The sequence below is a fragment of the Erysipelothrix urinaevulpis genome, assembly GCF_009828835.1.
GTDB lineage: Bacteria > Bacillota_I > Bacilli_A > Erysipelotrichales > Erysipelotrichaceae > Erysipelothrix > Erysipelothrix urinaevulpis.
Genome location: NZ_WTTB01000002.1, coordinates 85,405 through 98,794, shown reverse-complemented (window position 1 = coordinate 98,794; position 13,390 = coordinate 85,405). Strand labels below are relative to the sequence as shown.

At 36.1% G+C, this 13,390-nt stretch carries 11 protein-coding genes and 1 other annotated feature; all 11 genes read right to left on the bottom strand.

Annotation, left to right across the window (positions count from 1 at the left end):
• Nucleotides 1-35 precede the first annotated feature (35 nt).
• Nucleotides 36-584, bottom strand: a complete 549-nt coding sequence (locus GVV10_RS02500; RefSeq protein WP_159519268.1) for a hypothetical protein — start codon at nt 582-584, stop codon at nt 36-38.
• A 141-nt stretch (nt 585-725) separates the two neighbouring features.
• Nucleotides 726-2,486: a threonine--tRNA ligase gene (gene thrS, locus GVV10_RS02495; RefSeq protein WP_159519266.1), complete on the bottom strand. Its 1,761-nt coding sequence runs from the start codon at nt 2,484-2,486 to the stop codon at nt 726-728.
• Between the two features lie 42 nt (nt 2,487-2,528).
• Nucleotides 2,529-2,724, bottom strand: a binding site (T-box leader).
• A 36-nt stretch (nt 2,725-2,760) separates the two neighbouring features.
• The gene (locus GVV10_RS02490; RefSeq protein WP_159519264.1) at nt 2,761-3,987 is read right to left on the bottom strand and encodes an aminopeptidase; all 1,227 of its coding nucleotides are present in this window, start codon (nt 3,985-3,987) and stop codon (nt 2,761-2,763) included.
• Between the two features lies 1 nt (nt 3,988).
• Nucleotides 3,989-4,903, bottom strand: coding sequence for an ROK family protein (locus GVV10_RS02485; protein ID WP_159519262.1), 915 nt, complete (start codon nt 4,901-4,903; stop codon nt 3,989-3,991).
• Nucleotides 4,904-4,922: 19 nt separating this feature from the next.
• Entirely contained in the window at nt 4,923-6,350 is a 1,428-nt protein-coding gene (gene pyk / locus GVV10_RS02480; protein ID WP_159519259.1) for a pyruvate kinase, read from the bottom strand.
• Between the two features lie 17 nt (nt 6,351-6,367).
• A complete protein-coding gene (gene pfkA, locus GVV10_RS02475; RefSeq protein ID WP_159519257.1) occupies nt 6,368-7,327 on the bottom strand; it encodes a 6-phosphofructokinase in 960 nt (319 codons plus the stop codon).
• A gap of 63 nt (nt 7,328-7,390) precedes the next feature.
• Entirely contained in the window at nt 7,391-8,317 is a 927-nt protein-coding gene (zapE, locus tag GVV10_RS02470) for an AFG1/ZapE family ATPase (RefSeq protein WP_159519255.1), read from the bottom strand.
• 5 nt (nt 8,318-8,322) lie between these two features.
• On the bottom strand, nt 8,323-9,465 hold the full coding sequence (locus GVV10_RS02465) for a DnaD domain protein (RefSeq protein WP_159519253.1): 1,143 nt from the start codon (nt 9,463-9,465) through the stop codon (nt 8,323-8,325).
• Nucleotides 9,447-10,049 carry a dephospho-CoA kinase gene (coaE, locus tag GVV10_RS02460; protein WP_159519251.1) on the bottom strand — a complete coding sequence of 201 codons (603 nt, stop codon included), beginning with the start codon at nt 10,047-10,049 and terminating at the stop codon, nt 9,447-9,449. Before coaE ends, GVV10_RS02465 begins: the two co-directional genes overlap by 19 nt.
• Nucleotides 10,046-10,858, bottom strand: coding sequence for a bifunctional DNA-formamidopyrimidine glycosylase/DNA-(apurinic or apyrimidinic site) lyase (mutM, locus tag GVV10_RS02455; RefSeq protein ID WP_159519248.1), 813 nt, complete (start codon nt 10,856-10,858; stop codon nt 10,046-10,048). The genes coaE and mutM overlap by 4 nt, the downstream gene beginning before the upstream one ends.
• A complete protein-coding gene (polA, locus tag GVV10_RS02450; RefSeq protein WP_159519246.1) occupies nt 10,851-13,364 on the bottom strand; it encodes a DNA polymerase I in 2,514 nt (837 codons plus the stop codon). The genes mutM and polA overlap by 8 nt, the downstream gene beginning before the upstream one ends.
• Between the last annotated feature and the right edge of the window lie 26 nt (nt 13,365-13,390).

The window sequence follows — 13,390 nt, the reverse complement described above, 5'->3', positions numbered from 1 at the left end:
ATTCCGACAAGGGAACCCTAAACTTTTTTTATTTATTAGATATCTTTTTCAATTAATTTTTCTGTTTCAATGTCATAGGTGTAATCGATGTCATTTTGATTGTTATCAACAAGTTCAACAGACAACTCAAATCGTTTGACATCGTATTCTAGTTCCCAGTCTTTAAGTTTATAGCTTCCTTTCGCATCCGCTAAAGAAAGATCAACTATTTTATCAATGGATTCCAAATGCTTATCAGTAATTTCATGATTGTTTTTGTCAAGGTCATCCAAGTTTTGAACAATGACGCCCCCTGTTTTTCCATCCAGTTTCATTTCTATTTCATCGTTTTTACCATAGCCATCAATTTTATATGTTTTTGAGGCATTGATAAACTCAATGCTTTTGATTTTATATGCGTTATTGGTCTCTTTTTTGAATGCATCAGCAATTTCTTTTGGTGTTAAAACATCCTTATCACGTTCTAAAACCGCATTATTATCGGTAGAGATATTTTCTTCTTTCTTTTGTTGTGGTATTTTTGAACAAGCACTCAATAAACTAATCATGAGTACAAGTATGATTCCTTGTTTAAATTTTTTCATAAAATCATCCTTTCATTTTAAATTATACAATATATATCAATAAATCACAGTCACATTGACATTAAATCACCCTCTAATGATTTAAAAAGACAACAATCTTTTCGTTGTTGTCTTTTACTTGTCAATTGTTATTAAAATTATTTATTCAATGGTGTGAATCGTTTTATCTTTTATTTCTTGATTCAACAAGTCTTTGAAATCTTCAAGTGAACTTGAAACTTGTTTACGTTCACCATAACGTCGTAAGTTAATTGAACGATTTTCAAGTTCTTGATCACCAATAATTACTTGCATTGGTGTTTTATTCTTTTGGGCTTCACGTAAGCGATAGCCTAATTTTTCATTACGACCATCAACACTTGCCCGAATTCCCATCGCTTTCAATTCATTCAAGATTTCATGAGCATAATCTAAATGATATTCAGCATTCACAGGAATGATTTCAACTTGTTTTGGTGCAAGCCATAATGGGAATGCCCCTCCAAAGTGTTCAATCAAAATACCAATGAATCGCTCAATTGATCCAAAGATTGCTCGATGAAGCATAATTGGACGTTGTTTTTCACCCTTTGCATCAACATAGTTTAAGTCAAAACGTTCAGGTAAGTTCATATCTAATTGGACAGTACCACATTGCCAGATTCGATTTAAGGAGTCTCTAACTTTAAAGTCAAGTTTTGGACCATAGAATGCGCCATCACCTTCATTAATCTTAAATTCTTTCCCTGCAGCAATACATCCTTGACGCAAGGCTTCTTCTGATCGATCCCATACATCAATATCGCCGATGTATTTTTCTTCAGGTCGAGTTGACAATTCGATGGTGTATGATAAGCCAAAAACTGAGTAAACTTCGTCAATAAAATCTAATATTTCTACAATTTCATCTTGTAATTGATCTTCACGCATAAATAAGTGAGCATCATCTTGTGTGAACGAGCGAACTCTGAATAAACCGTTTAAGGCACCACTGGCTTCATGACGGTGTACATGTCCCATCTCAGCAAGACGCATTGGTAAATCACGGTATGAATGAAGCCCATTTTTGTAAACAAGCATTCCACCTGGACAGTTCATCGGTTTAATCGCAAATTCACGATCATCAACCTTTGAAATATACATGTTTTCACGATAGTTATCCCAATGACCTGAAACTTCCCATAACTCTTTACTTAACATGGTTGGCGTTTCAATAAATTCATACCCACGGCGGATATGAGCAGCATGATAATAGGTATCCAGTGCATGACGTAATTTCATACCGTTAGGCATCCAGAAAGGCATTCCTGGACCATATTCACTCATCATAAATAATTCAAGTTCACGACCTAACTTTTTGTGATCTCGTTGTTTCGCTGCTTCTAACCAATCTAAATAATTTTGAAGATCTTCTTTGTTTTCAAAGGATATTCCATAAACGCGTTGCAACATTTTATTGTTTGCATCACCTTTCCAATATGCACCTGAAACTTTTGTAAGTTTGAAGTTCTTCATGACTTTTGTTGATGCAACATGAGGTCCACGACATAAATCAACCCACTCTGCTTGACGGTAAGCAGATATTGTCTCATCATCTGCTAAGCGGTTGATGATATCCAACTTATAGGGATCATCTGAAAACATGTCTAAGGCTTCTTCTTTTGTTAATTCCTCACGACTAATTCGTTTGTTTTCTTTAGATATTTTACGCATCATCGACTCGATTTTTTCCAAGTCTTCCTCTTTTAAAACTTTGTCACCTAAATCAATATCATAATAAAAACCATCTTCAATCACAGGTCCAACCCAAAATTTAGCATCAGGGTATAAGCGACTTACTGCATGAGCAAGCAAGTGTGCTGTTGAGTGATTGAGAACATTCAAAGCTTCGTTCTCTTTAATATTTATACTTGAATTTTCCATTCTATCTCTCCTTTATCTATAAAAAAAGCGCATAAACATCACAATAAGGACGTTTATACGCGGTACCACCTTAGTTCATGATTAAAAATCATGCGCTTCATTGCTGTTATCGCCAGCATACGTGGTTGATTAGACCAAGCTCCAAGGTGGTAAAATAAAAAGTTTTACAAGTAACTTTCACCAGCCGTTACCCTCTCTTTTCAAACTTTAGATTTCATATCCTTTTCAACGCTTCTTCTATTACTTTATACAATATTTTAAACAATAATACAAGTTAAATAACAAAATTACCGTTTTCAAAGACAATAACTTCATCACCATCTTGTTTAAGTCCAACAATTTTCATATCACTTGAACCAAACATAAAGTCCTCATGATTGATTGAATCATTGGAATTATGAGCAAGCAACTCTTCTTGAGTCATCTCTAACCCACCTTTGATATTCATCGGATAAGCACGTCCCAAAGCCATGTGGCATGAGGCATTCTCATCAAATAGTGTGTTAAAGAATAAAATATTCAGGTTTGAAATTGGTGAATCATGAGAAATTAAAGCAATTTCTCCGATATGACGACTTCCTTCATCTGTATCTAAAAGTGATTGTAACGTTTCTTTTGATTGTTTAGCATCAAAATCAACAACACGACCATTTTCAAATTTTAACCAGAACTCATCAATAAGTTTACCATTATAATTAAGCGGTTTTGTACTGTATACAACGCCATTCACATTCATTCTGTCTGGCATTGTGAATGATTCTTCGGTTGGCATATTCGGATTAAACGTATAGCCTTTTTCCGATGTTTCTTCTCCACCTGCCCAAATATGATCTTTAACTAAACCAACAACAATATCAGTACCTAAATCGTTTTTAAAATGAAGTGATTTGAAATTTAAGTCATTGAGAAGATTATTTTGGTAAGCAAGGCGTTTGTTATGCTTATCCCATTCTTCAATTGGATCATTGTCATCATCAATACGAACTGAATAGAGAATTGAATCCAATAATTTGTCATACGCTAAATCAATCGCCATTTCTGGGAATACAACGGCCGCCCATTCTTTTGTTGGTAACGATACAAGAGACCATTGACCACGGTTAGCCATTGTATATTCACGAACACGCTTAAGTGCTTCACCTTGAGCTTTATTGAGTGCAGCCAACTTGTTTTCATCTGTATCAGCCATTAAGCCAGGTGAAGGAGCATAAACTGATAAACGACATAAATCATCTTCAAGATAATCATCATATTCATCAATGAGCCATTGAGGCATGGTTGTTAAAGTATCAATATCTTGATAATCAACATGCATTTTGCCAATAATATCATCATTAAATTTGATAACGACTTTTTTAGCACCCGCTTCATACGCTTCTTTTGCTAACATTCTAGCAAATTCGTAATGTTCAGCTTTAACATTAATTAAAAGTGTTTGCCCTTTTTGCACATTAACGCCTTTACGAACAGCTAATTGTGCATATTTTTCTAATTTTGTCATCTTAATTCCCCTTTTCCATTGCCATGCATAGTGCTGCAGCTCCAATAATTCCAGGCTCTGCAAGTTCTGCTTGAACAAACGGTGTATCTCGCATATCGTCATGGACTAAATCGCTATAATGAGCAATCATTTGTGGCCAATACTTATCTTTTGATTTGGTCACCCCACCACCCATTACAAAAATATCTGGATCACATACATGAGCAATTGCTTGAAGAAGCATTCCCATATCAAGGGTCATCTCATCAAGTAAATGTTGAGCTTTGTCATTGCCTTCTTCAGCAAGTTTAAAAATTTCTCCAGCCGAAACAATGGAATCATCCAGTTCTTGTTTTGCTTTTCGAACCATTGCTGATCCACTCGCTTCATTCTCAACTGCCCCTACTTTTAGATTGTTGATGTGAGCATAGGATGCGCGATCACGATCAATAATAATATTCCCAATCTCTCCTGCATACCCTTTACGTCCAGATACAACTTTACCATTAACAACAAGCGCTCCACCTATTCCTGTTGAGTGCGTTAAGTAATAAACAACATCATTACCTTTTCCTGCACCAAAGACAGCTTCAGCAAGACCCGCTACATTCGCATCATTATCCATATAAACCGGTAAATTCAAACGTTCTTTTAAGTAAGCGGCAACTGGAAAACCAGTGAATCCGTTAAGATTGGTTGAGAGAGTGATACAGCCCTTTTTCGTGTCAACTGGTCCGGGTAATCCCATCCCAATTGCAAGACAATCGCTCAATAACTTGAGCGATTGTGCCATATCAATTATATTGTCCAAAACAATAGTCGGTCCTTCGGATGCACGTGAAGGACGCTTAATTTCCTCAACGACATCACCTTGAGGCGAGACAACTGCAACCCTTACATTTGTCCCACCCAAATCGATTGCTAAGTAATACTTCATGATATGTCTCCTTATTTGTTTATTTTACTTCAATAATTTTCATTAAGTTTGTCGCACCCATACCACTTGGGTAACCAGCTGCAATAATGATCTTTTTACCTTTTTCAATTCCAAATGTTTTCGCAAATGTTGATGCGATATCATCATCGTTTGTCATTTCGTTGACAATGTCTGAATACACAGGAATAACGCCCCAATGTGCTTCAAGACGACGTTGAACAGCGCGATCAAATGTGACAGCGATAACTGGAACATTTGGACGGTATTTTGAAATACGACGTGCAGTTGAACCACTTTGTGTAAAGGCAACAACGGCTTCAACATCATCTAAGTTTAGAGCTGTTTCAGCAATTGACATTCCAATTGAATCTTGGATTGTACGTTTTGAACTTGAAATTGAATGTTCTAAACGCTCACGGTAAGGAATAATTCCTTCCATTGCACGTGAAATTTCATTCATAACACGAACTGCTTCAATTGGATAATCTCCAACTGCTGATTCACCTGACAACATAATTGCATCAGTTCCATCTAAGATTGCGTTCGCAACATCACTGGCTTCAGCACGTGTAGGACGTGGATTTTTTTGCATTGATTCTAACATATGTGTTGCTGTGATAACAGGTTTTCCTAAACGGTTCGCTGTTTCGATCATTTTCTTTTGGTAAATTGGAACTAAGTGAGTTGCAACTTCAACCCCTAAGTCTCCACGAGCAACCATAATTCCATCCGCAACCATCAAGATTTCTTCAACATTATTGAATCCTTCTTGGTTTTCAATTTTCGCAATAATTTGAGTTTCTTCAGCGCCTTCTTCTTTTAAGATTGCACGAATTTCTTCAATATCGCTTCCACGACGAACAAATGATGCAGCAATGAAATCGGCTCCGTTTTGTGCGCCAAAACGAATATCGTTTGCATCTTTCTCTGACATAAATGGCATCGATAAGACAACCCCTGGAATGTTAATTCCTTTACGGTCTTTAACTGGTCCTGGGTTTTCAACACGACACACTAATTCTTTTTCTTCTTTTTCAATAACTGTTAAGGTCACTAAACCATCATCAACCAAGATATGGTCATTGACATCAACATCATCATAAACTTCTGGCACAGAAATAGCGAAACGTTCCTTGTTACCAACTAAGTCCATATCAAATCCAATACGAACGATATCGCCTGTTTCAAATTCAACACCACTGTTTTCAATTAATCCTGTACGAATTTCTGGTCCTTTGGTATCAAGTAAGATTCCTAAGTTGATGCCAATACGATCACTGACTTCGCGAACTGTATTCATTCTTCTCAAATGATTTTCTTGAACATCATGTGAGAAGTTAAAGCGGACAATATTCATTCCTTCTTTAGCCAATGCTTCAATCATTTCTGGACTTTCAGAAGCAGGTCCTATTGTACAAACTATTTTTGTTTTTTTAATATCATGCATTAATGATTTCCTCCTAATTAAACTAAACGTTCGTGTAACTCAAATAAATCTTTTCTAGAACGACGCGGTATCTTCAAGGCTTCTGGTAAATCAATCGAAACAATTTCACCATGATTTACAGCAACACATTGACCACTCACATCATTTAAAAGTAACTGGACAGCTCGATCTCCAAACTGCGTAGCAAGAATTCGATCTCTTGCTGTCGGTGATCCACCTCGTTGGATATGACCAAGCACAGTTGAACGACCCGAGAAATTTGTATGTCTTGAAATTTTCTCTGCAAGCAATTCAACGTCTGTTATCTTTTCACTGATAATAACCATTGCATGACGTTTTTTCTTTGACTCTTCAATATGTTGAAGACGTTCAAGTACTTCCATTTCATCATAACCCGTTTCCTTGGTTATAATCAATTCAGCACCCGTTGTAATCCCAGCATAAATCGCTAAATCACCACAACGATTACCCATTACTTCAATGACTGAACAACGATGATGAGAACTTGACGTATCCCTTAATTTGTCAACATTGTCAATCACTGTATTTAAAGCAGTATCAAACCCAATTGAATATTCTGTTGATGCAATATCATTATCGATTGTTGCTGGAACACCGATACATGGCACGCCCATTTCATGAAGCGCTAAGGCGCCACGGTAGCTTCCATCCCCACCGATTACGACTAAGCCTTCAATCTCATGTTTCTTCAGATTTTCAATTGCTTTTTGGCGAATTTCTAACAACTTAAATTCTTCCAAACGAGCACTTCCTAAAACAGTTCCCCCTTGTATGATAATGTCGCTCACATCACCACGATCTAACTGTCTTATTTTATCCTCGACTAATCCTTGGTATCCATCATAAATACCAAAAACCTCAATCCCCTGAGACAAACCAGAACGAACCACAGAACGGATCGCGGCATTCATCCCAGGTGCATCACCACCTGATGTCAATATACCAATTCTCTTCATAATTCACCTCTACGAACTATCATACCATTATATTGCTATTTTGTCTTATATTTTTACTTGTTTTTATTGATGTCGACGGTTCTTTCCTGCGATTTCATAAGACTTTGTGAGCGAGAGGATTCTATCCACTAATCGTGACGCTCTAATTTCATCAGAAACCCCTCTTGTATCAACTCGATAGAGGTCCTTTAACATTTCAGGTTTATAGTTTGATGTAATAATTGTCTTTCGTTTATTCTCCAAACGATCATTCAAAATCGACAGAAGCACCTCATCACGACCCCATGGTGTTATCGGCTCAGCCCCTAAATCATCAAGCACTAACAAACTTGCTTTTCTTAAGGTATCAAGGGTTTGTTCTTGCTGCTTATTATTTCCAAATTGTTGCTTTAAGTGATTAAATAAACTTGGAACATGGACATAAGCAACACGTTTTCCTTCTTTGGCCATCTGGTTACTGACACACGCTGCCAAATAACTTTTTCCAACACCTAAATTCCCATATAAAAAGTAACCTAATTCATCATCCTCAACAAACTTCGCTAATTCAACCAACACTTTAATATATGCTGGATTTTGTTTTTCTTTTTGTAAGTCAATGGATTGAAATGTCGCTTTGCGTAAGGATTCAGGTAATGGAAACACTTGATAACGTTTTAAAAACAATTGTTCTTCTTCAATGTCCTTGGCTAATTCAACACGCATCACAACCTCAAAGATCATATCTAAATTCTCATCATACTCAAGCCCTAAGTACTCACCTTTACGAACATCTTTTTCCAACTCTTCTTTGCTTAATCCATAGGCTTCACGTTTTGCTTTTAACCACCGCTTGAATTTTGGTAAATGATTAACATAGGTTTCATAAGGACAACCAGTATCAATTAAAAATTGTTTAATTTCTGGTTCTTTTGCATAAAACACCGCTTCTTCATCGCGACGTTTTAGTTGTTCTTCACTTAATTCAAATTTAATATGTTTTAGGCTCATAGAATTTATCCTTTCTTAATAAATGCTTCAAACTCACTTTGGAGTCCATCAACATCTTCATCAATTTCAATATACTCCGAATAGCTTGGCATGGCTGTATGATGCTTTATCGTTTTATTTTTTCCTGATGACTTCTCAAACACAGGTTTTTCTATCAGTGCAAGAGCTTCTTCTTTCGTGCTAATCTTGTCTCGTTTCCAAACTGAAGCGATTTTTTCAACATAAGCTCTTACTAAGTTATTATCATTGCTCTTAAGGACATACTCAATTAAGACGTTGATAACTTCAGATTTAAACCCAAAATTTTTGATAAGAGATTGAATTAAATTCTTGTCTGCTGTCCCGACATAGTCATAGCCTTGAATATGTTTTAAGAAACTGATTGGATCGAGTTGATAAATATCTTCGACATCATCAGGTTTCATCGTTCCAAATTGACGCTCAATGGAATAGCGGAACTTTTTCTCATTGAATACTTTTGTTTCAAAGTTTGTCGCAGAAAAAAGTGCAGCACGTAAATCTGAAAAATTTAATTGATACATGGTTGCCATTTCACTGATAAGACCGCGTGTTGCTTCGGTTCGTAATTCCATTGGGAATAAGCGTATGGAAATTCGCTTAAAAAATCCATCCACATCATATGACACAGTTGTTTGACCAGTATCATGTTTATTAAAGCTTTGTTCCAACGTTTCATCCCAAATTGCTAATCGATTTAAATCAAAACTCTCGCTAATTTCTTCTCTATTTTTCAAAGGTTCTTTACGGTAACGATGGGATAAATCAATAAATTTCTTGGACCCCATGACAATAGAGAATAAACGTGCATAGGTTGAGTGTTGAAAGAAATCAAACGGAGCAAGCGGCTTCACAAGCATAATTTCTTCAACATCGCCTTTGAATGTTCGAATTAAACCAAAGCGTTCCAATTCTTTTCGCCATTGAACACTTTCCTCTAAAGAAATTTGTAAAGTACGTTTCAGTTCATCAACACAAACTTTATCAGAAATTTTCGAAAACTGAAAAAGTGTCAGATAAAGTGGCATGGCCGGGTAAGCGAATAAGGGTTGATATAAAACAATCAAACTCTCGTATTCTTCTGACGATAAATCAAAGCCAGATTGAACTTTTATGAAATTTGAATCCATTCTTTGCTCCTTTCTAATTTAATAATCTCCAAGACATCTCTAACTTCTTCTTCTAGTTCGGTGAGACTATGATTATTTTCAATCAAGTAGTCACCACGCTCCCTTTTTTCTTGAGCACTCATTTGACGTGCCATTCTGGCTATGACTTCATCTTCAGGTATCCCTTTTGCAACAGCACGTTTGATTCTGAGTGATTCATCAGCATCGACAACAATCACCTTATCGAAAAAATCGGAATATCCTGCTTCATATAAGAGTGGAACCTCAAAAAATATGAGGGATTGATTCTTTGATAGACGTTGAATATCCTGCATAACTTGTGGGAAAACCAAAGCTTCTAATTGTTTGAGTTTGTCTTGATTGGAGAAGACAATTTCAGCGATTTTCTTTCGATTTAAATCACCATTTTCATTGACGATGTCATTTCCTAGCAAATCGATGATTTCGTGATACAAACTTCCTGTTTGATTATAGTAATCATGAACCATTTTATCCGTATCATAAAATGTAAACCCAGCATCTTTAATTATTTGACTGACAGAACTTTTTCCTGCCGCCATTGTTCCTGTTATTCCTATAATCATTTCTGACACCTCTTACAAAATACAGTCGTTCTACCGCTCACTTTAATGGCTTCCATCGTTGTTTGACATTCAACACAAGGTTCACCCTTTTGACCATATGCTTTCAAAGAGACTTGGAAGAGTCCATTCACATTTAATGCAGAGGTGTACGAACGAATCGTTGTTCCACCTTGCAAAATTGCTGCTTCAAGTATTTTGGGGATTTCTTCACAGAGAGCACGATAATCACGCATTTTGAGTGATGGGCCTTTTCTTAAAGGATGAAGTTTTGTAGCAAATAATATTTCATCAGCATAGATGTTTCCAATGCCACTCACAATACTTTGATCCAACAGCATTGTTTTGAGACTGCGTCCACTCTTCCCCATTTTTTCTTTGAGGTAGTCTGGTGTTAAGTTTGAATCAAAAGGTTCTAACCCTAAGTTTTTTGTCTTCATATACGAATCTAAATCATCCACAACCGCCATTCTTGAAAACTTTCTAACATCTAAATAATGAATCCAATGACGGGTTGTTTGGATGATGAGATGGGTGTGTTTGGTCGGTTTAATATTTTCTTGATATAAGTGAAATTTCCCTTCCATTCTTAAATGAAGAACCCAGTAAAGAGAATGATCGAATTCAAAAATCAAGTATTTACCACGACGGTCAAATTTAGTGAAGGTTTTTCCTTGTAAAACCTTTAAATCATAGCTTGAATTTTGTTCCAATAAATCAGGGTATAAAAATTCAATACCTAAAATTGTTTCATTTAATAAAGATCGTTCAAGTGTTCGTACAATGGTTTCAACTTCTGGTAATTCAGGCATTAAGATCTTCCATCCAATTTTTACCAACACTGACTGAGACTTTCATTTTAACATCCCAATCAACGATCGTTTCCATCGCGTCAACCATTAATTCAATAAATTCATCTTTTTCTGATTCTAAAACATCAAAGACAAGCTCATCATGAACCTGAAGAATCATTCGTGATTTAAAGCCTTTATCTTCGATAATTTTAGCTGTTTTAATCATTGCCATTTTAATAATATCGGCAGCGGTTCCTTGGATGGGTGCATTCATCGCTGCCCGTTCTCCAAATTGAGCATTGGCACGATTACTGCTATATATTTCTGGGATATAACGACGACGTCCAAAATGAGTTGTGACATAGCCTTCTTTTTTACATGATTCAACTAACGTATCCATATAGCCTTGAATTCCAGGATAAACATCGTTATACGCTTTGATAAATTCTGATGCTTGTTTGATTGGAATATCTAACTGTTTACTCAAACCATAAGGACTCATGCCATAAACAATCCCAAAATTAATACTTTTTGCTTGACGTCGCATTTCTGAATCAACAGACTCAGCCATAAAAATTTCCTGCGCTGTTTTTGTATGGATGTCAAGATCAGCATTAAAGGCTTCAATCATTTTTTCTTCACGGGCCAGAAACGCTAAAACACGTAACTCAATTTGAGAGTAATCGATTGAAACAAGATAAGAATCATCCGATGCAACAAAAGCACGTCGAATTTGGCGTGTTTCTTCATCTCGAACGGAAATATTTTGTAAATTTGGATCCGAGGACGATAAACGACCAGTTTGGGTCGCGTGTTGATTGAAGGTTGTATGTATTTTACCATCACTTTGAACATATTTCTTTAAGCCATGGGCATAAGTTGAATACAGCTTTTGATATTTACGGTAGTCCAGTATGGGTGTAATAATTGGATGCTTGTCTTCTAATTCTTCTAAAACAGCAACGGCAGTTGATCGTTTTTTTACCATTGGAAGTTCAAGCGTATCGAAGAGGATTTCTGCTAATTGCTTCGGTGAATTTACATTAAATTCTGTGCCGGCTAATCGATAGATTTCATCGGTTAAATCAGCAATTTTTGCCGCTGTTTTATCTGCAATTTCATCAAGAACATTTAAATCAACATGAATTCCATAATGCTCAGATAACGCCAAAACACTTGTTAATGGTTTTTCTATATCGTCATAAAGAGATGTTAAATCATCCTCTTTAGCTTTCATTGACATCGTTTCATAAAGACCTTGAAGTTGGGTAACCATCGCCAATCCTTTTTGATCACCCTCAAATTCATGAAACCAAAATTCGTACTCATCTTGAAGACGAGCCAAGGTTGTGATGGATGGATCAATAATAAACGCTAAAAGCAATACATCTTCGATGCTTGAGTTAAGGCTTAGCTGGTATTCTAAAGCAAATCGATATAAATGTTTGGAGTGCAATGTAATCAGTGGATTTGTTGCTAATATCTCATGGAAAAGTGATGACGACGTCATTTCTAGATAATTTAAATAACAGCTTTTATTGTTTGCTGCAAGATAAGCACCGTTCAATTCACCTTTTTTATCGACATCCATAATGAGGGATGTCGGATGATTTAACCATGTTTTGTCAAGTGTTGACTCCATTAATTCAATTTTTTCATCTTTATCAACGATTGTATCTTCAACAATCAATGAGTTCATGTCGTAACGTCGATAAAACGCATTCAAGGTTTCAGATGGTTTTTCATAGAGGTAATCATCAATGTCAAATTCAATGGGGACCTCGCAATTTATTTTTGCTAGTTGATAAGAAAGTCTTGCTTGATCTTCAAATTCACGAAGTTTCTCCCCCATTTTTCCTTTAACTTCGTCTGCATGATTGTAAACACCTTCAAAACTTTCGTATTGATTGATTAATTTCAACGCTGTTTTTTCACCGATAGAAGGGACTCCAGGTATATTATCACTCGCATCCCCCATCAACGCTTTAATATCAACCACTTGATCAGGACGATAACCTTTTTCCTCTAGCATGGTTGTTGGATTCATAACCTGTAGATTTGTTAATCCTTTTTTCATCAAAACAACATCAACATGTTCATCGATGAGTTGTAACATATCTTGATCAGATGTTAAAATTTCAATTTTATCGTTTGGAAACATTTTTGAAATGGTCCCAATTAAATCATCCGCTTCATAGCCTGATAACTCAATACGTTTAACTGGGTACTCATCTAAAAACTCTCGGACTAATTCAAATTGGGAGACAAGTTCAGGATCAACTTCTTTTCTGGTTCCTTTGTAGTCTTCGAATAAATCATGTCTAAATGTCTTATCTTTCGTATCAAATGCAACAACAATGTGACTGGGTTCCATAATTTCAATGGCTTTATTGAGCATGGTTGAAAAACCATAGACTGCATTGGTTACATGACCCTCTTTAGAACGCATGTGTCCGCGTGACAACGTTCCATAATAAGCTCTAAACAACATTGAATTACCATCCAACAATAATATTTTCTTCATAGTTTCCTTCTTTCTTATTTCTCGTG